This window comes from Aerococcus urinae (genome assembly GCF_001543175.1).
GTDB lineage: Bacteria > Bacillota > Bacilli > Lactobacillales > Aerococcaceae > Aerococcus > Aerococcus urinae.
This window is the reverse complement of the sequence record NZ_CP014161.1, coordinates 1,793,998-1,816,463: the sequence shown is the minus strand read 5'-3', so window position 1 is coordinate 1,816,463 and position 22,466 is coordinate 1,793,998. Positions and strand designations below refer to the sequence as shown.

The following is a 22,466-nucleotide window of genomic DNA, read 5'->3' as shown; positions in this document are numbered from 1 at the left end:
GAAATAATAAATAATCTTATACGTTGAACATTTTATCTCAATTTGCAATACCAACTAATCATGCACAAACAGCCAAATTGACAATCTTTGTAAGAAGGAATTTTTATAATTCATAAGTTAATAAAAGCTGAACTTATTTCGCTTTTTATTAACTTAGCAATTAAAGGCATAGCACTATGTATTTTTATATTTTGAACTTAAAAGAATTTCACTATTGTAATTTTATATGTAAATTCATATCTTTTTCTGTATTTTCGATCAAATGATCATTTTTTGTCGGAAAATGGATACTAAAATATAAAGATTGAGCCTTACAAGGGACTTTTTATCGATTGACACTTCACATCTTTCAAGCTAACATAAAATCAAAGAAAGTTACCGCTTACAAAAATTTTGGCAGTTTAATATTTGTGAAGTAGAAGTAAAGGAGAAAATAATGTTTAATCAAACAGATGAACTCGCTGTGAATGCAGTGCGTATATTAAGTATTGATATGATTAACAAGGCTAATTCCGGCCACCCAGGCTTACCGATGGGCTCGGCGCCTATGGCCTATGCTTTGTGGGCTGAACACATGGTGCAAAATCCTAGTGATCCTCATTGGACTAACCGGGACCGCTTTGTTTTATCAGCGGGGCACGGTTCTGCCTTACTCTATAGCTTGTTACACTTATCCGGTTACAAGGTGACCATGGATGACATTAAACAATTCCGGCAACTGAATTCTAAGACTCCAGGCCACCCGGAAGTCCACTTTACTGAAGGCGTGGAAGCTACAACGGGTCCTTTGGGTCAAGGTTTGGCTAATGCTGTGGGAATGGCGATGGCTGAAGCCCATGATGCTGCCATCTATAACCAAGGCGATTATAAGATCGTTGACCACTACACCTATGCTCTCTGTGGGGATGGGGACTTGATGGAAGGCATTTCCCATGAAGCCGCTTCCCTGGCTGGCCACCTTCAATTAGGTAAATTAATTGTCTTCTATGACTCCAACGACATTTCTCTTGACGGACCAACTGACAAGGCCTTTACCGAAGACAACAAGGGCCGTTTCGAAGCTTACGGCTGGCAACACATTCTAGTGGAAGATGGCCGCGACTTAGACGCTATTTCCAAGGCCTTAGAAGAAGCCAAAGCTGAAACTAAGAAACCAACTATCATCCAAGTGAAAACGGTGATCGGTTACGGCTCCGAAAACGAAGGCACTTCTGCGACCCATGGTAACCCCATTGGTGAAGAAGACCGGGCCCATGCCGCTAAGATTTACGGTTGGGAACACGAAGCCTTCGATATTCCTCAAGAAGTCTACAACCGTTTCCAAGAACGGGTAGCTGACCGCGGGGCCAAAGCCCAAGCGGACTGGCAAGAACAATTCAAGGCCTATGAAGCCGACTATGCCGACTTAGCAGCCCAATACAAACGGGCTTATGCTGGTGAACTTCCAGTTGACTGGGCCGACTGCCTGCCAAGCTACGATGTTAATGACGAGGCTATGGCTTCAAGAAAAACCAGCCAAAAAGCCATCCAAGCCATTGCCCAAACTCTCCCTGAATTCTGGGGTGGGTCTGCCGACTTGAAGTCTTCCAACAATACCTATATTGACGCGGATAGTGACTTTGAAGCCGGGAATTACGCTGGCCGCAACATTTGGTATGGAGTCCGTGAATTTGGCATGGGCGCTGCCATGAACGGGATTCGTTTACACGGCGGCTCCATTCCTTATGCCGGGACCTTCTTCGTCTTCTCGGATTACCTCCGCGCAGCTATGCGGGTAGCCGCCTTATCACACTTGCCATCCACCTTTGTCTTTACCCATGACTCCATTGCCGTTGGGGAAGACGGACCAACCCACGAACCCATCGAACAACTCGCAGCTTTCAGAGCCATGCCGAATATCAACACCATCCGTCCTGCTGACGGGAACGAGGTCTCTGCTGCTTGGAAGGTGGCCATTGAAGCTAAAGACACCCCAACGGTGCTCGCCCTCTCTCGTCAAAACTTGCCTGTTCTCAAGGGCACAGCTGACAAAGCCATGGAAGGCGTAGCTCGCGGGGCCTATGTCCTCTCTGATGCTCAAGGCCAAACCCCAGATGGGATCTTAATTGCGACCGGTTCCGAAGTCAACTTAGCTATGGAAGCCCAAGCCGAATTAGCTAAAGACGGTATCGATGTCCGTGTGGTATCTATGCCTTGCCAAGAGCTCTTCGACCAAGAAGACCAAGCTTACAAGGAAAGCGTCCTCCCAAGTGGCGTGAAAAACCGGATGGCCATCGAAATGGCTGCTACATTTGGTTGGGAACGCTATGTGGGTGATCACGGTGTCGTCCTCGGCTTAGACCGCTATGGTCAATCTGGTAAGGGTGGTCAAGTCATGGAAGCTTTAGGATTTAGCGTGGACAATGTCGTGAAGACCTACAAAAACGCCTTTTAATAAATAGTCAATATTGGAAAAGAAGAAAATGAATGGATTAGCGTTGTTACTTAGGATTTAAACAGTTAAAAATCACTGCGATTAGTTTTCAAGGAGGCTATCATGAAATTTTTCTTAGACACTGCAAATATTGATGAAATTAAGCGTATTAATGACCTCGGTTTATGTGACGGGGTAACCACTAACCCATCTTTAATTAACAAAGAAGGCCGCGACTTTGAAGAAGTCATCAAAGACATCGCTTCAACCGTCGACGGACCGGTTTCAGCCGAAGTTACCAGCTATGACTACGAAGGCATGGTCAAAGAAGCCCGCGAATTAGCAGCTTGGGCAGACAATGTGGTCGTTAAAATTCCAATGACCGAAGACGGCTTAAAAGCTACCCACACCTTAGCCCAAGAAGGGATTAAGACCAACGTGACCCTAATCTTCTCCGTTTCCCAAGGACTCTTAGCAGCCAAAGCTGGAGCTACCTACATCTCTCCATTCATCGGTCGGATTGATGACATGGGTGAAGACGGCCTCCGCTTAATCGCTGAATTACGTGAAGTCTTAGACATCTATGGCTTAGACTCACAAATCATCGCCGCATCCATCCGCCACATCGGCCACTTCGAAGGCGCAGCCCTCGCCGGCGCTCATGTAGCCACCATCCCAGGCACCATCTTCCCTAAACTCTGGAGCCACCCACTCACCGATAAGGGAATCGAAGGCTTCAAAAAGGACTGGGACGCCTTCACGAAAAGATAGAGTGCGACGGGTGCGCCAAAGATCGATAGAGCTACGCATACTATATCTGTAACTCGCTAACGCTTCGAACAGCTATAGCAACTGGAGATAAAGAGCAAAAATTCTTGAAAAGAATTTCTTGCACTTTAGTGAAGTGGATGCTTGCCTTGCGTTTGGAGCAGGTTTGGGATAAGGATGTGAGGGAGATTCCTTGGAGGAAAAGATGAAAAGATCAGCTTGCTGATCGTTCAACTTTTCTGAAAGGACATCCCCTCACCCTTCCGAGCTCAACTATAGAGTGCGACAGTCACAATAAAGGACGAAATCGCTGGAGAAAACTGGGATAAGCTCAGCGAGGCTGAGCGTTACCAGTTTTTGAAGCGGACGTTCGTCCTGTGACTGGAGCAGGTTTGGGTAAGGATGTGAGAACGCCGTCAGAGACTTGAATTGCTGGAGGAAAATACCATAAGCACAGGAAACTGTGCCTTGGAATTTTCTGAAGCAACTTCAAGGCTGGCGTTCGAGCTCAACTAGAGTGCGACAGTCACAACAAAGGACGAAAATGCTGATCTCCCAACGCCATCAGTATTAATCGAGTTTTGATCGGTATTTGTCACTAATATTTTGTCACTTTTCTTGCTTAATAGAATAATTGTGTTAAAATTGTATCAGTTCACTCCTTATGGGAGAACTAGTTATCAGTGCATGGTAAAGAAGAGAGGTTGTGACTTCGGTTGCAGCCTCTTTTTCTATGGATTTTTTGATCGAAATTGTCGTAGTTTTCCCAGCCTATGATCGTTTATCGCTCTTTGACAAGGCAGCTACAAGGGAGTATTCTTTATGTGAAAATAATTACATGACTAAATTTTATTCAGATTAAGGGAAAGGTGCTATGACAATGACTGGAATAAAAAATAATGATTTTTCGGATGTGGTCTTTAAGCGGCGGTCTGTCCGTCATTTCGATCCTGACTTCAAGATTAGCCGGGACGAATTAAAGCAAATCGTTAAAGAAACCGTGACGGCACCTTCGGCATGTAACTTACAATCTTGGCATTTTGAGATTGTGGATACTGAAGCGGGCAAGGAGAAGTTAAAATCTTACTTTATTCCCTTTAACACCCCGCAAATTGACTCATGTTCTGCCATGATCTTAATTTTTGGCGATACCCAATCCCATAAAAACTATCGCAAGGCTTGGGAAGATGACTACCATGCCGGTAAGATTACTAAGGAAGCCATGGAAGACAACTTTTCCAGAATTCTTTACCGCTATGAAAAGGGCGCACGTGACTTCTTAGTCAATGATGCCACCGTGGACGCCGCTATGGCCGCTATGCAACTGCTCTTAGTGGTTCGGGCCCATGGTTATGAAGGCAACGCTATCGCCGGTTACGACACCACCAAGGCCGCAGAAACCTTCGGCCTGGATCCCTACCGCTACCTGCCGGTCATGGCCGTTGCTATTGGCGTGCCTGCTAAAAACGGGCCAGCTGAGGAAGACCACTCCGATCGTTATGGTTTGGAGACAATCCTACACTTTGTGGATGATTAAAGCTCCTTGGCTACTAGCAACTTATAATTACGCATACTTGTTTATTTAAAAATCCTAATAATCACTCCTTCTAAAGTCCGCTCTTTTCACTTGAAGAGCGGACTTTTTAAGGGCTATATTAAATTATATTATGAGCATTCGTTCTGCTTTTGAATTTTAGTCGTTGAAAAGCCATGGCATCGATTCGGGCAGCTATAGCTCTAGGAGCAAAGCGACTTAGAGATATAGTTCAAGGTTGCACAGCAACGTTGCTACACTTTTCTTCCCTCATCTAGCGAGCTTCAAACGGCTAGTACGGCTTAAAGCCTACTAGCCGGTAATTCACATCGCTTGCTTAGTCATGGCTAACGACTAATTTCAAAGCGCCACTACTGCTCATAACTTGTTGATAAAGCCAATATGTCTGTTAACTAGTTATTAACTATAAAATATAAGAGTCTTATATTTTAGGTAGCCTGTTAAAGATAAAAACTAGTGATTGTTGATTGTTCTTTAGTAGGGAGACAATCTTTTGACTTGGGGGAAGTAACATGCTATTCTTTATGTGAAAAATATAACAATATAATATTATAGAAAGTGTTACTGGTAAATAAAAGAAAGTAGGCGAAGAAGATGAGTACATTTAAGAATAATGACTTTTCTGATGTTCTGTTACAACGACGGTCGATACGTCTATTTGACCCCGAGCTGAAAATTAGTCGGGAGGAATTGCAAGATATGGTAGAAGAAACCATCACCGCGCCTTCCGCATGTAACTTACAATCCTGGCATTTTGAGATTGTTGACACTGAGGCGGGTAAGGAAAAGTTAAAATCCTATTTTATGCCCTTTAACTATCCTCAAATTGATTCCTGTTCCGCTATGGTGTTAATCTTTGGAGATACTCAGTCCCACAAAAACTATCGTCGTGTTTGGGAAGAAGCTTATGAAGCAGGGCGGATAAGCAAAGAAAAATTAGAAGAAGTTTTCGCTACCTTCTTGCCACTTTATGAAAACGGATCACGAGAATTTCTGATGGCGGATGCCATGATCGATTCTAGTATGGCGGCTATGCAACTCCTCTTAGTCACTCGAGGGCATGGTTATGAGGGCAATGCGATTGCTGGTTATAATAGTCAAGTGGCTGCTCAAACCCTTGGCCTAGATCCTGAACGCTATATTCCGGTTCTGGCTGTGGCGATCGGTAAGCCAGCCAAGAACGAGGAACAAAGTGCTGTCTATCAGCAACGCTACGGTGTCGACCAAGTCCTTCATTTCTTTGAAGAATAGGTTAGTTATAATTTTCTTAATGACCGATATATTTAGAGACTGTGATTTAGTTTCATGGTCTCTTTTTCTCTTTTACGCTAAAAGTGTTGGCGCGACAACAGGACTAGACTTGAGCTTCTGCTATAATATGGGTGTAGAAATAAAGCGCTCTCATGTGATATTTCGAGCAAGTAATAAGTTTAAACTGTCTCTTGACCAGTCAGTTTACCGATTAATAAATAATACGAGGAGGAAAGACAATGTCACAATATGATTTAGTGATTGTGGGTGCCGGCCCAGCGGGGATGACGGCTGCAATTTATGGGGTACGGGCCGATTTGAAGGTGTTAATGCTAGATAAATTAGCTCCCGGTGGACAAGTCATTAACACCAATGAAGTGGATAACTATCCTGGTAAACCTAAGATTAACGGGGCCGAATTATGTATGGACATGTTCCAACATACCCAATCTTTAGGGGCTGACTTCGACTACAAGACCGTTACCCGGGTGCAAGTGGCTGATGATGGGGTCATGAAGACCATTTACTTTGCTGAAGACGAAGAAACCGTCCAAGCGCCAACCGTGATTGTGGCTACTGGAACCCGGTCTCGGACCTTAAATATTCCCGGTGAAGAACAATTCAAGGGTTCAGCCATTTCCTGGTGTGCCATCTGTGACGGGGCCAAGTACCGCGACAAGGATGTTGTGATTATCGGTGGCGGGAACTCCGCTGTGGATGAGGGGACTTATCTAGCTGGAATCGTCAACCACTTAACCATCGTTACCGACTTTGACCTGACGGCTGACCCAGCTTCCTGTGACTACCTACGTTCCTTAGACAACGTGACGGTTTATCCTTATAAAGCTGTCCAAAGTTTTGAAGCCAATGAAGACGGTAGCCTCAAAGGGGTTAAATTTGCCGATAAGGAAACCGGCGAAAATGAACAAGTCGTTGAATGTGACGGAGTCTTCGAATACATCGGTGCGGTGCCAAGTACCGAATTTATCCAAGACTTAGGCATTACCGAGTCACACGGTTATGTAGAAACCGATGCCCATATGGCGACTGCTGTCCCAGGGATCTATGGGGCAGGGGACTCCAACAGTAAGTTCTTACGTCAAATTGTCACCGCTACTTCAGACGGCGCTACTGCCGCCCAAGAAGCCAGTGGTTACATCAAGAAACTACGGGCAGAAGGCAAGTACCAATAAGTGAAAAGCCTGGATTTATGCTAAAGTATAAGTAAATCAATGATTAAGGAGTGACCCTAAGTGATCAAAGAATTAGACAAAGAGACTTTCAAAGAAGACTTACAAAATGGGACTGTTTTGGTGGACTTTTACTCCAAAACCTGTGGCCCTTGCAAGATGTTATCCTTCATCTTAGACGATGTCGATAAGACTAAGGGGGATGACCTCTCCATCATCAAGATTTCTTTTGAAGAAAATCCTGACCTAGTGGAAGAATACGGGGTTGAAGGCTACCCAACCCTAATCGCCTTTAAAGACGGCGAAGAAGTTACCCGAAAAGCCGGCCTCCAACAAAAACCAGTCATCTTAAAAATGATCGAAGAAGCCGAGTAAAAGTAGAGTGCGACAAGCGCGCCAGAGAGCAAGACCACTGGAAGAAAAGGGTGTAAAAATTCTCAAAGAGAATTTGTCGCCCTTTTCTGAAGTGGACGCTTGCTCTGCGCTTGGAGCAGGTTTGAATAGAGTGCGACAGGTGCTTAAAAGATCGATAGAGCTACGCATACTATATCTGTAACTCGCTAGCGCTTCGAACAGCTATAGCACTGGAGCTAAAGCACAAAAATTCTTGAAAAGAATTTCTTGTACTTTAGTGAAGTGGAGATCGATCTGCACCTGGAGCAGGTTTGAATAGCGGTATATTGAAAAATAGCGTCAGTTTTACAGTAACTGGCGCTTTTTTTCTTCCCGTTTGGTCAACATTAACTATAAAATTTTTGACAAATACTTATTAGAAAGTGGAATAGGAATGGATAAGAAGGAGATTGCCGAGCTTATGGTTAGCTGGGCAAAAGAAGCTAAAATTCTGGTCGACGCTGGTTTGAAACAGGACTTAGGGGTCAAAGAAAAGACCGGCGCTCGCGACCTGGTGACGGTATTAGATGGTCAGTTGGAGCGCTTTTACCGTAGCCAAATCAAGAAATATTTTCCCAATGACCGCATCTTAGGCGAAGAAGGCCAGGGCGACCAGGCCCAGTCCCTAGAAGGGGCGGTGTGGATTATTGATCCTATTGACGGAACCCTAAACTTTGTCAAGCAACGTGCCCATTATGTGACCATGCTGGCCCGCTATGTGGATGGTGTTGGCCAAGTGGGGCTGATCTATGGCTTGGATACAGGTCAGTCGCTTTTAGCTCTGGCTCAAGAGGGCGCCTATTTAAATGGTCAGCCTCTGAATCTGGAACGGCAACAAGCTTTGGCAGATGTCAGCCTAGATCAAGTCCTCATGTCTACTGAGGCTTTACCCCTAGATGGTGACCTCGGTCTCTACCAGTTATCTAAAGCCAGCCTGGGCCTAAGAATTTTTGGTTGTGCGGGTTTGGATGTGGTCCACCTGGCCCTAGGACGGACGGGCCTTTACCTCAACCACCTCTACCCCTGGGATAACGCCGTTGCCCTCATCCTGGCTGACCTTTGTGGCTTTAAGCTGACTGACTTTCAGGGGCAGCCCTTGAACTTACTCGATCGTCAATATGTCCTCATGGCCTATCCCAAGATCCATGACCAAGTTCTTAACTATTTAAAAAAACGCAGATAAAGGAGGCGCTGAGTCGGGAAATTTTCCTAACATTCAGCGCTTTTTTAATAATTAATTGACTGAGCGAGCGGGTCTTTTTTCTGGCTGAAGAGTTGGATAAAGTCTTTGGCCGCGGGACTGAGTTGGACCTTGGCCTTGTAAATGAGGTAGGTTTCCCGGTAGAGTTCCATGTCTCGGACCGCTAAGTATTTGACCTGAGGATAAGTCTGGCTGGCAGACTTGGTGGCTAAACTAATGCCAAAGCCGGATTGGACCAGGGAGATGATGGAGGCGTCGTTCATGACCTTGTGGCGGACGTTGATGTCATTGTAGTGGATATCCCCGGTTGAACGCCCATACTTCTCCATGGCTAGGTGGCGGAGGTGCTCGGAGTCATAGGTGCGGAAGAAAGTTTCCCCTTGGATTTGTTTGAAAGTGATGGAGTCGTAGGCAGCCAGGGGGTGGTTTGTGGGGACCAGGATACCCAGACGTTCCTTAAGCAGACGGATACTTTTTAATCCCGGATAAGCGGGGTCGAATTCTTCACCGCTTAGGCAGGCCAGGTCGTAACTGCCGTCCATGACGCCCATAACCACTTCCTGGCTGAGAACCTCGGTATAGTTGATGGCGGTTTGGGGGTATTTTTCCTTAAAGACTTTGAGCAGTTCGGGGATAACAAAGTAAGTCGTCGAAAAGAGATTGGATGAGGACAAGGACAAGCTATCGTTGGTCTGGGCCAGTTCCTCTTGGATCTCGCGGATACTATCGGTAATATAGGTCATCCCTTGGACCAGGCGCTGGGCTAGCTTATGGCCGGCATAGGTGATTTGAATGTCGCGGCCAGACTTCACAATGAGCGGGATGCGGAGCTTCTTTTCCAGCTTAGCGATGGCCTTGGACAGGGTGGAGGGGGACAGGTAGAGTTGGGCAGCTGCCTTAGTCAAACTTTCGCATTCGACTACCTTGATAAAGTAAGTCAGGTGCTGCCAGTTAAGTTCTTTCATGATCGGGATCCTTTCAATCGTTGAAAAATATTCATTAATAGCAGAAATTATTTCAATTTATTTTTCCAATAAAATATTGTATGATTAATCACAAGAGGAGGGGTAACCGCTTCCATTGAGCTGTAACTTATAGATAAAGACAAGATCTAGTCTTTCCTCTAACGACTATCACTATAGCTTAATTATGAATATTTTTCACTAAAAAAGTTTAATGACGAGAAAGGAGCTGGACCATGTTTTACAATTTACTTTATGAAATTGATCAGCAAGTGGCGACCATTACCATGAATCGTCCCGACAGTGCTAATGGCATGGACCAAGGGATGATCAAGGACTTAGTGGCCGCTTTTCGCCGTGTGGAGACCGAGCCTGACGTTCGGGTAGTGGTCCTGCGCGCTAAGGGCAAGCTGTTTTCGGGTGGCGGTGACATGGAGTGGATGAATGACATGGTTGACCAAGGCCGGTCCTTTGCTTCCACAGACATCTATCGGGCCAATGAAATTGCCCAAGCCATCCGCAGCGTATCAAAACCAGTTGTGGCAGCGGTTCACGGGACGGTAGCTGGTGGGGCCGCGGGGATTATTATGGCCTGCGACTTCCGGGTCATGAGTGACAAAGCCAAGATTGTGCCGGCCTTCTCCAATATTGGCTTAAGTGGCGACACGGGCTTGATTTATTCCTTGATGCTGTCTTTGGGCTTTAGTCGGACCTATGAAATCATGGCGCTGGGCCAAGTGATTACCGCCCAAGAAGCTAATGACTGGGGTCTGGTGACCCGGTTAGCCAGTCCGGAAGACTTTGAAAAAACAGTCACTGACTTTATCGAGCTTTTGAAGAACCGTCCGACCCTGGCCTTAGCTAGACAAAAAGCAGCCATGAATGAATTCTTCTACCAAGACTTGGCTAAATTTGGCCTCAGTGAAGCCGTCAATATCCCTTATCTTTCCGGGACCGAGGACTTCAAGCAAGCCATCAAGGGCTTTGTCAATAAGGAAGAGGTTCATTTCCAAGGCAAGTAGGCCAAGTAAGCAAAAATGTAGTTAATAAAATAAAAAATTATATTGGAAAAACTAAGGAGGAAATGTCAATGACCGATGTATGTGAAATGTTAGGAATTAAATACCCAATCTTTTGTGGGGCTATGGGAGGAATTTCCCGTCCAGAACTAGTCGCTGCAGTCTCCAATGCCGGTGGGATGGGAATCCTAATGACCGCGGGAATGAAAGACGAAGCCAAGATCCGTGAAGCCGTTCAAAAGACGCGCGAATTAACCGACAAACCTTTCGGAGCCAATGTGGCTATTATTTCTGGTAACGCTAAAGAAGTGCTGGAAGTCCTGATTGATGAAGGCGTGAAATTCTTTACTACCGGTGCGGGGGACCCTGTACCTTTCATCGACATGATTCATGAAGCGGGCGCTAAGATCTTCCCAGTGGTGCCAAGTGCCCGGGTAGCTCGCAAGGTAGAAGATGCTGGCGCTGACGGCGTAGTCGTTGAAGGGATGGAAGCAGGAGGTCACGTGGGTCAAGCGACCACCATGACCCTGACCCGTCAAGCCGTTGAAGCCGTTGACCATGTGCCTGTTATTGCAGCAGGTGGGATTGCAGACGGCCACGGTTTAGCGGCTGCCTATGCCCTAGGCGCTGACGGCGTCCAAGTCGGAACTGTCCTCGTAGCTTCTACCGAAGCACCTATCCATGACAACTACAAACAAGCCATCGTTGACGCTAACGACACCGCCACCTTTGTATCTGGGTCCATGACTGGGGCACCTATCCGGATTGAAAAGAACGCTGCTGCTAAGAAGCACCACGACATGGATATGGATCCCGATGTAGATGTTAAAGGCATTGAGGCCTACACCATTCCATCCCTGACTAAGGCTGCTGCAGACGGTGATGTGAAGGAAGAAATCGTGACTTACGGGCAAATTGCTGGCTTAATCCATGAAGTCCGCCCGGTCAAAGAAATTATCGAATCCATCTTCCAAGAAGCTAACGAAGTCATCGATGCTTTGGCGGATAAAAAAATCTAAAGAAGAGAGTGTGACAAGCGCGACAAAGAGCAAGACCGCTGGAAGAAAAGGGCGTAAAATTATCAAAGAGAATTTGTCGTCATTTTCTGAAGCGGACGCTTGCTCTGCGCTTGGAACACGTTTTGAAGAGAAACTAGGACTTTTGACCTAGCCTTATCATTTTAAAAAAGCAAAAATCATCCAAGGAGGAAGATAAAGCATGACTGAAACACGTAAAGACTTAATTCCTGAATACGGTCCCTTACATGGCGTGAGAATCCTCGGTTTAGGATCCATTGTGGCCATGCCACATGCCGGTAACCTCTTAGCTGACTTAGGGGCTGAATTTATCCAAATCGAACGTCCCGGTATGGGGGACTCGCTGCGGATGTTGGCGCCTTTCTCTAAGAAAACCAAGGTGTCTAACGGCTGGATGCAAGACGCGCGGAACCGTTTAAGTATTACCCTAGAATCCAACCTCAACAATGAAGACGCCAAGGCGGTTTTCCTCGACCTGATCAAAGAAGTCGACATCTTCATGGACAACATGGTGTGGTTGAAGAAATTAGGCATTGACGATGATGAAATGCTGGAAGCTAATCCTAAACTGGTCATCTGCCACATCTCCGGTTTCGGCCAAGAAGCCTTTGGTGGCGAAGAAGGGGTTTCCGGACGGGCCTCCTTTGACATGATCGGCCAAGCTTACGGAGGCTTCTTGAACTTGAACGGGGAACCGGATGGGGCCCCAATGGTCGTGAAACCTTATCTCAACGACTATGTGTCTGCTCTAAACGCGACTTATGGAGTCCTAGCGGCTTATATCCACGCCCAAAAGACTGGTAAAGGCCAAGTGGTGGATGTGGCCCAATATGAAGCCATGGCCCGGATCCTCTGCGATACCTTTGTGACCTATACCGAAAATGGAGAAGACAAGGAACGGACCGGAAACAAGACCACGGCCTTCCAACCTTATGGACTATTCTTCGACAAGAATGGCGAATACGTGGTGGTTGGTGCCTTTGGGCGGAACGTCTATAACCGTTTCCTTGAAGCAGTTGGCTTTGACAAGGAATACTTCGCCTATGAAGTCGCTGGTAACGGGGTCGAAGCCGTGATGTCCGAACGTGGCCAAGAGCTGGACCAAAAGATTAAAGAATGGTGTAGCCAACGGACCGCTAAGGAAATCGAAGACACCCTAAACGCTCACCGGGTGCCCGCTTCCAAGGTGAACAAGGCTTCAGACGCCTTGAATTCTGAACACTTCAAGGCTCGTAACAACTTCGTGACCTATACCGACCAAACCAGTGGTGAAGAAGTCACTGCCTTCGGTGTCGTGCCTCATATGAGCGAAACCCCAGGGAAAGTATGGCGGGGTGCTCCAGCCATGGGTCAAGATAACGAACTCGTTTATGGCGAGCTCTTAGGTTACTCTGAAGAGAAAATTGAGGAACTCAAGGAAAAAGGGCTAATTTAATAAGTATTTCTCAATATAAAAATTAAAACAGCTCCTTCACTAGTGTGATTTCACTGGCGGGGGAGCTGTTTTTACGCTTGTTTAAATGACTGGAAAAACTTAATAATGATATTTACAAGATAATACTTCAATGGCGGATGATTTTATCCGGTAGACTAAGCGATCTTGCTGGGTTAATCGGCGGGACCAGTAACCAGACAGGTCATATTTAAGAGGCTCGGGCTTGCCTAGACCCTGGTAGGGATTTTCTTTAATCGCCCTTAGTAGCTTATAGAGCTTGTCGTAAATCTTCGGGTCGTGGGACTTCCAGTAATCTCTTTCGATTACCGCCCGCTTACTCCAATGAACTTCCATTAGATCTCCTCAACTTCATAATCGCCCTGGTCGAGTTCTTCCATGGCTTGGTAGAGGTTTTCCCGGTTAGCTCGACTAGAAAGCAAATGGTAGGTTTCCATTAAGCTATCAAAATCCGATTTTGCCATCACCACCACATCATTGCCGTTTTGAGAAGTGACCGTGTACTCCACAGAATCTTCGTTGATCACGTCCATGTATTTTTTCATATTTTGCCGAAAATCGCTATAATTAGTAATTTCCATCATTCTCACCTCAGTACTATTGTACAAATACTTGTACAATAAAGCTAGTATTTAATAATAAAACAGCTCCTTCCCTAGTGTTACTGGTGGAGGAGCTGTTTCGGTGTAGAAAAATCTTAAGGAAGTAAAGTCAATTTTTACTCCTCTTCAGCTACCAAGGCAAAAACCCGAGCCGGGAAGCTGGGGGCGCCTTTGACTTTTAGGGGAGCAACGACAATGACTGCGCCTTGGGTTGGTAGGGCAGAGAGGTTATTTAAGACTTCGACTTGGTAGCGGTCTTGGTCTAGCCAGTAGAATTCACCCGGCAAGGCTTCTTGGTCATGGTAGATGTGTCCAGGATCGGTATCCAGGTTTTCGTGGCCAATGGCTTTGACATTACGTTCGTGGGCAAGAAATTCCAAGGCTTCTACGGTCCAACCCGGGGTGTGGGCTTGGCCGTTTTCATCTTCGTTATAGAAGGCTTGGGGATCGTCCCAGCGCTTGGACCAGTCACTGGCAAAGGCAACAAAAGTTCCCGCGGGAATCTTACCGTGGTCAGCTTCGTAGTCTAAAATAACTTCTTTAGTGACGGAGAAGTCAGGGTCAGCGGCAACCTCTGCTTCCAGGTGGAGGACATAGAGAGGTAGGATCAGTTCGTCTAGGCCCACCCCATCTAAGAGCCGTTTGCCAGCCGCAAAGTGGCCAGGAGAATCGATATGGGTCCCGTAAGAGGTGGCTAGGGTGTATTCCTTGGCGTAAAAGCCATCCTGGTCGATGGTATTCAAGGTTTTCTCTTGAATGGGGTCAAAGGCATTAAAAAGCGGAATATTTTCGTGCAATTCGTGGGATAGGTCGACGCGTTTGGCATTCAATAATTGGGAAAGATCTTGTGACATCGGGCAGGACTCCTTTTGATTTATCTGATAGTAACGAGTAATTGCAATAGGTATTTTGAATTGTTCTTATCTTAGGGAAGACCTTGGTGAAATGCAAGAGCGGACTGACCGTGACCAAGACACTTAGCCAGGTGAAAGCTTGACCTGATAGGCTTTTTAGCGGAAATATGAAATAGTGATCAACGGTGATTTAGAGCTAGTCAGGACTTTTCTCTCGACGAGGAAATTATTCAATTTATATCGCTACTTATCAGTTCAAGCGATTATCAATCGGGAGAAAACTTATTCTAGCAGCCTTTCTTTTTAAATCATGAAAAATAAGGGCAAAAGTCGCTGAAATCGGTAATTGACAGTTTGACATAAAGCGCCTATGATTGATCCACAATAACTTATAACTAATGAAGAAGCGGGAGTAGTGCTTGACTAGGCATTGAGTCCCATCTGACTGAAGGACCTCAGTCAAGGCTCCCGCGACCTTCAAGCATTGTTGGTGAGACAGCCGCAAAGCATCCCGTCTAAGCCTCCATTCAGGCTGCTGAGTGCCTTGTGGTTGGACCGAGAAAGAGGTGGTTAAGCGAAAAATGACTAGTCGAATGTTACTCAGAATAAAAAAGGACTTGATCAAGAAAGCCTTGAAACAGTGACTTCTCTGGAAAAGAAGAACTGGATCAAGGCTTTTTTCTTTACTGTAAAATTAGCTTAATGCTTAGTAATGCAGTTTTTGAATCGTTTGAATGACTTGGTCAGGTTGGTTGGGGTCGACAGCAATTTGTTTTGTGGTTTGGGCCATTTTATAAGTTTCATTGATATAAGTCGACTCGGGGATGGCGGAAAAGTCTGGCAGGTCAAAACGCAGGGGGATATTGTAAAGGTTAATGGTCCCATCGTGGTTAGAGGAGTAGGTCACTACCCCATCGACCAGGCGGTTGCCGGCCAGTTGGGTAACGGTTTCTGGGTATTTGGCCCCTTTGGCTAGGTAGGGATTAATGAGGGTTCCTTGGGGAATGATATGGACATTAATGGCCTCGGCGTTTTGGTTGGGCCCCAATTGCAGCCAAATCCGGGCGTATTCGATAGCTAAGGGATCGTAAGCGGCTAGGAGATTGTTGGGAGCAGAGACCTGACTTTCATCTGACTGGGCTTCATTGGCTGCAGTCTGGACTTCTGTTTGATTTGGAGTGGACTCAGCGACATCTTCGGAATTAGTCTGGGAAGTCTCCTCAGACTTACTTTCTGAAGAATCAGAAACCGCGGATCCCTGACTAGACGGTGGTTCAGACACTGAGGACTGCTTGGTGCTTTCCTTTGATGGCGCACAGGAACAGCCAAGTAAGCTAGCGGACACTAGGGCTAGGGAAAGATATTTTTTCCATTGCATGACGGATCACCTCTTGATCTAATTATAATATATATTATATATTTTGAAGCGCTTTCTAGCGGATATGATAAGCAAGGAGACCATGAGGCCAGAGAAAAAAGTGGGTATGTGTTATACTAAGTCAAATCTAAATGAAAAAGAGATGATAAAATGACCACAATTAGACCAATCCAAGCTAAAGACGACGTCCAAATCGCTAAAATTATTAGAAACTCCTTAGAATCGGTGGGCCTAGACCAACCGGGAACAGCTTACTATGACCCGGAACTGGACCATTTAAGCCAGTTTTACCAAGCCAAGCCGGAAAGCCGCGGTTATTTTGTGGCCGTAGATGACAAGGACCAGGTCCTCGGTGGGGTGGGCTTTGCCGAATGTGACCTCTTCGACCAATGCGCGGAGCTACAAAAGATCTATTTAGCGCCAGCTGCCCAGGGTCAGGGCTTAGGCCGGGCTTTAATGGAAGAATTGATCCAACAAGTCAAGTCGGCTGGCTACCGTCAACTCTATTTAGAGACCCATTCTTCCTTGAAGGCCGCTATTGGCCTCTATCAGAAATATAACTTTAAGGAAATTCCCCAACCGGAAAACTTGATCCATACCACCATGGACCGCTTTTTCTTGAAGGACTTGTCAGATTAGTCGCTTGGCAAGGAAATCTATAAAAGTGAAAAGACACAGGAAAATGTTTGTTGAACAGCTTCCTGTGTCTTTATTTTTAGTTACTATTAGCGGCTAGTCGATTAGTCGACGCGGTAATAGAATTCTTCTGGATTTTCAATAGAACCCGTGTCTTGTGACAACATTAATCGGTCACGAGAGTAATCGGAGGAATCAGTATAGGGTTGTGAGGAGTATAAGGGCACGATTTGAGTACCCGCGGGTGCAATGATTAAACCGGCTCCTGTTGAAGAAGTTCGAATGCCAGCCCATAATACTTGACCTTTAATTTCTGCATTATTCACACTGACAGTCTCTCCAGTATCAACTTCTCCGTTTTGATCAATGGTCATCTCGCGACCCTGACCATTACGCCAGGTGCCTGCAAGAGTAGAGAAGTCCCCTTGTTGGATTTGGTTGATATCTAGGCCTTGCTGGCTGCGCTTAGAAGGCGCCAGGTCTCCAGCAATGGTAGGAACAGATTGACTACTTGCTGCAGCGGTGGTTGGCGCTAGGTCTTGCCAATTCAAGGATTCAATATCCACTTCCTTCTCATTTTCTAGGCCGAGTAAGGGCGCGGGGTCCTTGGTATCTTGTAAGTCATAGTCGACTTTCTTGATCTCTTCGACCTTGCCGTCATCAGTAATGCGATAATTAATGGCATGGGCTTCAGGAGTTGGTGAGTGGAAGTTGTTGTAGACAAAGCTACCATTATCATAGATAGTGAGGATCCGACGTTCACCACCAGAACCCGCAACGCCACCTTCCTTAGCAAGCACTGGTTTATTGTCTTCTAGGGTATAGATAGCAATAATGACGTACTGGTCTCTAAGAATTAACTCATCTTGGCCGTCCTTGTTGATGTCATAAAAGGCATACTGGATGTTTTCACCATTGGAATCATTGATAATGGAGGCGACGTATCCAGTTTCGGGGTCATCGATCTTGGCACTTTGGATGTCCTTGTTCTTGGCCAGGTCAACAATCTCCTGGTACCAATCCAGGGTCGATTGGTAGAGCTTGTGAACTTCTTCTGGCGTCTTGCTTTCGGTCTTTTCTTCTTTATCCGCTTCTTTTTCTTTACTATCTGATTTTTTTGAGCTGGCTTCAGAGCTTACTGATTCTTGGTTTTGAGAAGTGGCGCTTGACTGGTCAGCCTCTTTTTGACAGCCGACTAAGAATAGGGACACTAAGACAGATAAAGAGAGGAGCGTCCGTTTTTGCTGGTGAATTTTTGAAAGAATTGCTTTTGTTGATAAATTGATTTTCTTCATATTTCCTCCTAGGGTTAAAATTTGATCGGTGAATAGCCAGTCCAAGCTGTCACTTGATGAAAACCCTTTCTTTAATTAAAGACCTTAGCGATGGCTTTGTCAAGGGAATTTGGGTGCCTTTAGAGGAGAGATTTGCTATGCTTGTTTTAGTAATATATAGCTTCTAGTGATTAGGTTTTCCGAAAATTTTCTTCAGTTGAGAGAGGAGATCACCATGATTAATCAATTAGAGTATCGTAAAGCCAACAGTGAGGCTCTATTGGCGACGGCAGAGCGTGTAGGTCGTGAAGCAGGACGTGAGGAAGGTATAGAAGTAGGACGTGAATCGGAACGCAAATCAACCATTCAAAAAATGATAACTAATGGCATGACTACTGACCAAATTGCAGTCATTTTAGATCTGCCCCTTGAAGAGGTTGAGAAATTTCTAGAGACCTCGGAGGATAACGATTAATCCTTTGCTTCACGTGATTGAAAATCCTATAGAAAGTAAAGACACAGCAGTCCCTTATTGCTGTGTCTTTTTTACTTTATTAAAATACTAGCTAAAATCAGCCGGCTTATATATATTAAGCGGGCTATTTTTTCGGCTAAGCCATTCACCCATAACAAGAAGTATATGATTACTATTGATCGCTTACGGGAAAGCTTTTTCAAATTGAAAAATTCGATCAAACACCACCTTAAGTTGAAAAAGCTGAATTGACGCCTTTTTTAGCAATAAAGCCAATAGGGTGAATGTATTTTTAACACCTTAATAGTAAAAGACCTAAAGTGCCGATTATAACTGATAGTGAATGGGTATCCCGCTCGTATTGCTAGACAAAGAATAGATATGCTAAACTTCCAAACTAATAACTGGATAGTTATTAATCCAATCCTTGATCAGAGACTTACGAGCCTAGTGCCCGTATTTTTTCTTGGATAGAGATAAAACGAATGACCTTTGGAGGTATATCTATGAAAAAAATTGTATTGTCACTTGTCGCTATCGCCATCGTTGCTGCGGGCTTTATCTTTTTTTCTCGACAGCAAGAAGAGAAGAAGGTGGTTCTCGGTGTCAGTGGACAGAGTGCAGGAATGACCAAATACGTTGAACAAGCCTTAAAGGAAAAAGGCTACAAGCTGGAACTGTCTGTTGCTGAGAGCACCATTGCAAGTAATGAAGGCCTGATGGACGGGTCAGTCGATGTCAATATCATGCAACATGAAGCCTATATGAACCAATTTAATAAAGACCGCGGTGCCAGCTTAGTCAAAGCCGAGAAACCCCTCTTTGAACAATTTATTGGCGTTTACAGTAGAAAGCATAAATCCCTAGATGAACTTCCTGATGGGGCCAAAGTAGCCATTCAAAATGATGCCTCAAATATCCAACGGGCCCTCCGCGTCTTAGAACAGGCCAAATTAATTGAAGTCAAACAAGATATCCCTAAAGGCGAAACCCTAACTCCCTTAGATGTGACCTCTAATCCAAAAAATCTGGAATTTGTGGAATTAGGTGGGGGCACCTTGATCGAGTCCCTGGATGAAGTGGATATTGCGATTTTCAGTGGTCTAGCGGCACATAAGGCCGGCTTTAAAACCGAAGATGCCCTTTACAAATTTGAACCCAAAGATTTAAAGGCCAATGCCCTTATCCTAGCTACTAAGGATGGTAACCAAGATAAAGAGGCGGTCAAGATTATCCATGACGCCTTTGAATCCAAGGAATCTGCCGAACTGGTCAAAGAGGTCAGCGGCGGGACCTGGTTCCCTTATACAGGTGATTAAGATGACTGAGCCCTTAGTAGAAATCAAACATTTGCGCAAGTTCTATGGCAATTTTGAAGTCTTATCGGATATTAATCTCACTATCAATGAAGGCGATATCTATGGCCTGGTTGGGAAGAGTGGGGCCGGCAAGTCGACCCTGCTGCGCTGCATCAACGGTTTGGAAAGTTTCGATGCGGGATCCATCCAAGTCCTCGGTGAAGATATCCAAAGCTTATCAGGCAATGCACTGAGACACCTGCAAAAAGAAATTGGCATGATTTTCCAGCAATTTGAGTTAATTAACCGTAAAACGGTCCGTGATAATGTCGCCTTGCCCTTAAAATTATGGAATATTGAAGAGAATGACCAGCGGATCCAGAGTTTATTAGACTTAGTGGATATGTCGGCTAAGGCAGACGCCTATCCCGGCAAGTTATCTGGTGGGCAAAAACAGCGGGTAGGTATTGCCAGAGCCCTGTCCTTGAACCCTAAGCTTCTCCTCTCTGACGAAGCCACTTCTGCACTGGACCCCTCAATTACCCGGTCAATTATTGACCTCTTACAGGAAATTAACCAAAAATTGAAGCTAACTATTATTGTGGTCACCCATGAAATCGAAGTGGTGAAAAAGATCTGCAACAAAGTCGCCATCCTCGAAAATGGCAAGATTGTTGCAGCAGGAAATACAGTGGATCTCTTCCTTGACCAGCCCCCCGCTTTAAGGCGCTTAATGGGGCTTGAAGAAGAGACCGAGCCCCAAGTGGAAGCGGGGCACTTTGCCTTTAAGTTGGTTCTCCCTAATGTGGACCAGCAAAAGGACCTCTTATCGCGAATTTTTTCCGACTTACAAATTCCTTACACGATCGAGGACGCCCATTATGAGGAAATTAATGACCGTACTACGGCCTATTTTAAAATTCAGCTTGCTGCCGAGCATCGACCCGTCGTAGAAAGCTATTTAAAAGACCATCAGATTGAATGGAGGGAATAAGATGGAAGCGAGTTTAGTAAAATTATCCGCAATTTTAGGCCCATCGGTTTTTGACACGGCTTATATGGTGTTTTTTACCATGATCTTATCGACCGCCTTAGGTTTTGTCATCGCGGTGGCCTTGTATTATACCGATAAAGAAGGGCTGCGACCCAATGCTTTCATTTATGGCATTTTGGATGCCTTCATTAATATTGTCCGCTCCTTTCCCTTTATTATCCTGGTTGTGGCTGTCATCCCCTTAACCCGTGGCATTGTTGGCGGGGTGATCGGGCGGACAGCGGCCTTGGTGCCCCTAACCATCAGTGGAACCGCCACCGTGGCGCGCCTATTAGAGAATTCCTTCCGCGAGGTGGGGCGGCCCTTGATTGAGGCCATCCGTTCATTTGGAGCCAGCGACTACCAAATCATGAAGGAAGTCGTCTTAGTGGAAGCGGCGCCCTTGGTGATTGTCAACTTAACCGTGGCCATTATTGGCATTATCGGAACCACTTCGGCTGCCGGAACTGTTGGCGCTGGCGGCTTGGGTTCAGTGGCCATTAACTACGGCTACAACAGCTTTGACTCCGTGATCATGTACGGGACCGTCCTGGTGATCATCCTCATTGTTCACTGCGCCCAATTTGTTGGCAACTACCTCTATAAACAGTCCCTAAGATAGTAATCGCTGTAAAAATGAATCTAATGGAGAAGACAAAAATGAGTAAAATTGAATTAATCAAACGCATTATTAATAAAGAAGAAACTGACTATGTCCCCTTTTCCTTTAAATCCCACCTGCCCCAAGTCGACCATGATCCGGTAAAATATGCCCAGGCCCTAGCAGAAAAAGTTAAGAAATATGACCTAGATTATGCGGGCCACAGCAGTAACGGGCTCTTTACGGTGGAGGACTATGTAGATGAGGTGGACCATTCCCCCGTCTATAAGGGCGGTGTCTCTAAAGTGGTTAAGACCCCTTATAACCACCCAGAAGATTTAAAAAAGCTGCCCCATGACCTCGATATCTCTACTGCCTCTTACCAGCGCGAGTTAAAATCGCTGACCTACTTATTGGATTTACTAGGCGACCAAGTGCCGGTTACGGTGATTTCCTTTAGTCCCCTAACCATCCTGGACAAGCTGACCCAGGGGCGGGCGGTTGAATTTATCCGCAGTGGCGAGAAGGAGCTCATCCATCAAACCCTGGAAAACTTGACCAATGTCCAAGTTCAATATGTTCAAGCAGCCTTGGAATTAGGCGCGTCAGGCGTCTACCTGGCCTCTCAGTTTGTCCGCTATGACCGGGTGACGGAGGAAGAATACTTAGAATTTGGTAAAGCCTATGACTTAAAAATATTAGAAGCTTCCAAGGCGGGTTGGTTTAACAGCTTCCATGCCCATGGGACTAATATTATGTTTGACCTGATCAAGGATTATCCCATCCAGGTCTTTAACTGGCATGCCTTTGAATCCCTACCTAGCGTAGAGGAAGTCTTCCAGTATAGCGATTTCGTCCTGAATTGTGGGGTTGACCGCTTTAGCTTCAACGACTTTAACCGTAATGCCATCCGCAACCAAATCTACCAAATCTATAAAGCCACTAAGGGGCAACGCTTATTACTTAGCCCCTCTTGTGGGACCAATAGCTTCTTTGACCCCGAGCTGATCTATTATATCAAGAAAGTCAAAGCGGAAACTGATCGCATCTTTAATCTACGGACTGAGGCTTAG

The 22,466-nt window shown here is 45.6% G+C and carries 22 protein-coding genes; 16 read left to right on the top strand and 6 right to left on the bottom strand.

Going from position 1 to position 22,466, the window contains the following annotated elements:
• Positions 1-436: 436 nt before the first annotated feature.
• The 7 genes from tkt to AWM73_RS08295 all read left to right on the top strand — a co-directional run bounded on the left by tkt (position 437) and on the right by AWM73_RS08295 (position 8,753).
• The gene (gene tkt / locus AWM73_RS08325; RefSeq protein ID WP_060778914.1) at positions 437-2,434 is read left to right on the top strand and encodes a transketolase; all 1,998 of its coding nucleotides are present in this window, start codon (positions 437-439) and stop codon (positions 2,432-2,434) included.
• Between the two features lie 102 nt (positions 2,435-2,536).
• Positions 2,537-3,184 carry a fructose-6-phosphate aldolase gene (gene fsa / locus AWM73_RS08320; protein WP_060778913.1) on the top strand — a complete coding sequence of 216 codons (648 nt, stop codon included), beginning with the start codon at positions 2,537-2,539 and terminating at the stop codon, positions 3,182-3,184.
• Between the two features lie 877 nt (positions 3,185-4,061).
• On the top strand, positions 4,062-4,718 hold the full coding sequence (locus tag AWM73_RS08315; protein ID WP_162492258.1) for a nitroreductase family protein: 657 nt from the start codon (positions 4,062-4,064) through the stop codon (positions 4,716-4,718).
• Positions 4,719-5,330: 612 nt separating this feature from the next.
• Positions 5,331-5,987, top strand: a complete 657-nt coding sequence (locus AWM73_RS08310) for a nitroreductase family protein (RefSeq protein WP_060778911.1) — start codon at positions 5,331-5,333, stop codon at positions 5,985-5,987.
• Positions 5,988-6,226: 239 nt separating this feature from the next.
• The gene (locus AWM73_RS08305; RefSeq protein WP_060778910.1) at positions 6,227-7,180 is read left to right on the top strand and encodes an NAD(P)/FAD-dependent oxidoreductase; all 954 of its coding nucleotides are present in this window, start codon (positions 6,227-6,229) and stop codon (positions 7,178-7,180) included.
• A gap of 60 nt (positions 7,181-7,240) precedes the next feature.
• Positions 7,241-7,552 (top strand): thioredoxin family protein, encoded by a 312-nt coding sequence (locus AWM73_RS08300; RefSeq protein ID WP_060778909.1) that lies wholly within the window; start codon positions 7,241-7,243, stop codon positions 7,550-7,552.
• A 412-nt stretch (positions 7,553-7,964) separates the two neighbouring features.
• Positions 7,965-8,753 (top strand): inositol monophosphatase family protein, encoded by a 789-nt coding sequence (locus AWM73_RS08295; RefSeq protein WP_060778908.1) that lies wholly within the window; start codon positions 7,965-7,967, stop codon positions 8,751-8,753.
• 44 nt (positions 8,754-8,797) lie between these two features.
• Here the strand turns inward: AWM73_RS08295 and AWM73_RS08290 are convergent, their stop codons facing one another.
• A complete protein-coding gene (locus tag AWM73_RS08290; RefSeq protein ID WP_060778907.1) occupies positions 8,798-9,736 on the bottom strand; it encodes a LysR family transcriptional regulator in 939 nt (312 codons plus the stop codon).
• A 233-nt stretch (positions 9,737-9,969) separates the two neighbouring features.
• On the opposite strand from AWM73_RS08290, the gene AWM73_RS08285 reads away from it, so the two are divergent.
• The 3 genes from AWM73_RS08285 to AWM73_RS08275 all read left to right on the top strand — a co-directional run bounded on the left by AWM73_RS08285 (position 9,970) and on the right by AWM73_RS08275 (position 13,224).
• Positions 9,970-10,755: an enoyl-CoA hydratase/isomerase family protein gene (locus tag AWM73_RS08285; RefSeq protein ID WP_060778906.1), complete on the top strand. Its 786-nt coding sequence runs from the start codon at positions 9,970-9,972 to the stop codon at positions 10,753-10,755.
• A gap of 68 nt (positions 10,756-10,823) precedes the next feature.
• Positions 10,824-11,771, top strand: coding sequence for an NAD(P)H-dependent flavin oxidoreductase (locus tag AWM73_RS08280; RefSeq protein WP_060778905.1), 948 nt, complete (start codon positions 10,824-10,826; stop codon positions 11,769-11,771).
• Between the two features lie 199 nt (positions 11,772-11,970).
• Positions 11,971-13,224 (top strand): CaiB/BaiF CoA transferase family protein, encoded by a 1,254-nt coding sequence (locus AWM73_RS08275; RefSeq protein ID WP_060778904.1) that lies wholly within the window; start codon positions 11,971-11,973, stop codon positions 13,222-13,224.
• A gap of 99 nt (positions 13,225-13,323) precedes the next feature.
• On the opposite strand, the gene AWM73_RS08270 is transcribed toward AWM73_RS08275, so the two are convergent.
• The 4 genes from AWM73_RS08270 to AWM73_RS08255 form a co-directional block, all read right to left on the bottom strand.
• The gene (locus AWM73_RS08270) at positions 13,324-13,578 is read right to left on the bottom strand and encodes a Txe/YoeB family addiction module toxin (RefSeq protein ID WP_060778903.1); all 255 of its coding nucleotides are present in this window, start codon (positions 13,576-13,578) and stop codon (positions 13,324-13,326) included.
• Positions 13,578-13,823 carry a type II toxin-antitoxin system Phd/YefM family antitoxin gene (locus AWM73_RS08265; RefSeq protein ID WP_060778902.1) on the bottom strand — a complete coding sequence of 82 codons (246 nt, stop codon included), beginning with the start codon at positions 13,821-13,823 and terminating at the stop codon, positions 13,578-13,580. Before AWM73_RS08265 ends, AWM73_RS08270 begins: the two co-directional genes overlap by 1 nt.
• A 137-nt stretch (positions 13,824-13,960) precedes the next feature.
• Complete coding sequence (locus AWM73_RS08260; protein WP_060778901.1) at positions 13,961-14,698, bottom strand: cyclase family protein; 738 nt, start codon at positions 14,696-14,698, stop codon at positions 13,961-13,963.
• A 706-nt stretch (positions 14,699-15,404) separates the two neighbouring features.
• Positions 15,405-16,076, bottom strand: coding sequence for a hypothetical protein (locus tag AWM73_RS08255; protein WP_060778900.1), 672 nt, complete (start codon positions 16,074-16,076; stop codon positions 15,405-15,407).
• Between the two features lie 150 nt (positions 16,077-16,226).
• Here AWM73_RS08255 and AWM73_RS08250 point away from each other — a divergent pair, with 150 nt between their 5' ends.
• The gene (locus tag AWM73_RS08250; RefSeq protein ID WP_060778899.1) at positions 16,227-16,715 is read left to right on the top strand and encodes a GNAT family N-acetyltransferase; all 489 of its coding nucleotides are present in this window, start codon (positions 16,227-16,229) and stop codon (positions 16,713-16,715) included.
• A gap of 101 nt (positions 16,716-16,816) precedes the next feature.
• Here the strand turns inward: AWM73_RS08250 and AWM73_RS08245 are convergent, their stop codons facing one another.
• Positions 16,817-18,007 carry a DUF6287 domain-containing protein gene (locus tag AWM73_RS08245; protein ID WP_060778898.1) on the bottom strand — a complete coding sequence of 397 codons (1,191 nt, stop codon included), beginning with the start codon at positions 18,005-18,007 and terminating at the stop codon, positions 16,817-16,819.
• Between the two features lie 214 nt (positions 18,008-18,221).
• Here AWM73_RS08245 and AWM73_RS08240 point away from each other — a divergent pair, with 214 nt between their 5' ends.
• The 5 genes from AWM73_RS08240 to AWM73_RS08220 all read left to right on the top strand — a co-directional run bounded on the left by AWM73_RS08240 (position 18,222) and on the right by AWM73_RS08220 (position 22,466).
• Entirely contained in the window at positions 18,222-18,461 is a 240-nt protein-coding gene (locus tag AWM73_RS08240; protein WP_060778897.1) for a hypothetical protein, read from the top strand.
• A gap of 506 nt (positions 18,462-18,967) precedes the next feature.
• Positions 18,968-19,780, top strand: a complete 813-nt coding sequence (locus tag AWM73_RS08235) for a MetQ/NlpA family ABC transporter substrate-binding protein (protein WP_060778896.1) — start codon at positions 18,968-18,970, stop codon at positions 19,778-19,780.
• A 1-nt stretch (position 19,781) separates the two neighbouring features.
• On the top strand, positions 19,782-20,753 hold the full coding sequence (locus tag AWM73_RS08230; protein ID WP_060779096.1) for a methionine ABC transporter ATP-binding protein: 972 nt from the start codon (positions 19,782-19,784) through the stop codon (positions 20,751-20,753).
• A gap of 1 nt (position 20,754) precedes the next feature.
• Complete coding sequence (locus tag AWM73_RS08225; protein WP_060778895.1) at positions 20,755-21,414, top strand: methionine ABC transporter permease; 660 nt, start codon at positions 20,755-20,757, stop codon at positions 21,412-21,414.
• A gap of 38 nt (positions 21,415-21,452) precedes the next feature.
• A complete protein-coding gene (locus AWM73_RS08220) occupies positions 21,453-22,466 on the top strand; it encodes a uroporphyrinogen decarboxylase family protein (protein WP_060778894.1) in 1,014 nt (337 codons plus the stop codon).

Bases quoted from the DNA above. Each gene is read 5' to 3' on its own strand.
- tkt (WP_060778914.1), top strand. From the start codon at position 437: ATGTTTAATCAAACAGATGAACTCGCTGTGAATGCAGTGCGTATATTA.
- fsa (WP_060778913.1), top strand. From the start codon at position 2,537: ATGAAATTTTTCTTAGACACTGCAAATATTGATGAAATTAAGCGTATT.
- AWM73_RS08315 (WP_162492258.1), top strand. From the start codon at position 4,062: ATGACTGGAATAAAAAATAATGATTTTTCGGATGTGGTCTTTAAGCGG.
- AWM73_RS08310 (WP_060778911.1), top strand. From the start codon at position 5,331: ATGAGTACATTTAAGAATAATGACTTTTCTGATGTTCTGTTACAACGA.
- AWM73_RS08305 (WP_060778910.1), top strand. From the start codon at position 6,227: ATGTCACAATATGATTTAGTGATTGTGGGTGCCGGCCCAGCGGGGATG.
- AWM73_RS08295 (WP_060778908.1), top strand. From the start codon at position 7,965: ATGGATAAGAAGGAGATTGCCGAGCTTATGGTTAGCTGGGCAAAAGAA.
- AWM73_RS08290 (WP_060778907.1), bottom strand. From the start codon at position 9,736: ATGAAAGAACTTAACTGGCAGCACCTGACTTACTTTATCAAGGTAGTC.
- AWM73_RS08285 (WP_060778906.1), top strand. From the start codon at position 9,970: ATGTTTTACAATTTACTTTATGAAATTGATCAGCAAGTGGCGACCATT.
- AWM73_RS08280 (WP_060778905.1), top strand. From the start codon at position 10,824: ATGACCGATGTATGTGAAATGTTAGGAATTAAATACCCAATCTTTTGT.
- AWM73_RS08275 (WP_060778904.1), top strand. From the start codon at position 11,971: ATGACTGAAACACGTAAAGACTTAATTCCTGAATACGGTCCCTTACAT.
- AWM73_RS08270 (WP_060778903.1), bottom strand. From the start codon at position 13,578: ATGGAAGTTCATTGGAGTAAGCGGGCGGTAATCGAAAGAGATTACTGG.
- AWM73_RS08265 (WP_060778902.1), bottom strand. From the start codon at position 13,823: ATGGAAATTACTAATTATAGCGATTTTCGGCAAAATATGAAAAAATAC.
- AWM73_RS08260 (WP_060778901.1), bottom strand. From the start codon at position 14,698: ATGTCACAAGATCTTTCCCAATTATTGAATGCCAAACGCGTCGACCTA.
- AWM73_RS08255 (WP_060778900.1), bottom strand. From the start codon at position 16,076: ATGCAATGGAAAAAATATCTTTCCCTAGCCCTAGTGTCCGCTAGCTTA.
- AWM73_RS08250 (WP_060778899.1), top strand. From the start codon at position 16,227: ATGACCACAATTAGACCAATCCAAGCTAAAGACGACGTCCAAATCGCT.
- AWM73_RS08245 (WP_060778898.1), bottom strand. From the start codon at position 18,007: ATGAAGAAAATCAATTTATCAACAAAAGCAATTCTTTCAAAAATTCAC.
- AWM73_RS08240 (WP_060778897.1), top strand. From the start codon at position 18,222: ATGATTAATCAATTAGAGTATCGTAAAGCCAACAGTGAGGCTCTATTG.
- AWM73_RS08235 (WP_060778896.1), top strand. From the start codon at position 18,968: ATGAAAAAAATTGTATTGTCACTTGTCGCTATCGCCATCGTTGCTGCG.
- AWM73_RS08230 (WP_060779096.1), top strand. From the start codon at position 19,782: ATGACTGAGCCCTTAGTAGAAATCAAACATTTGCGCAAGTTCTATGGC.
- AWM73_RS08225 (WP_060778895.1), top strand. From the start codon at position 20,755: ATGGAAGCGAGTTTAGTAAAATTATCCGCAATTTTAGGCCCATCGGTT.
- AWM73_RS08220 (WP_060778894.1), top strand. From the start codon at position 21,453: ATGAGTAAAATTGAATTAATCAAACGCATTATTAATAAAGAAGAAACT.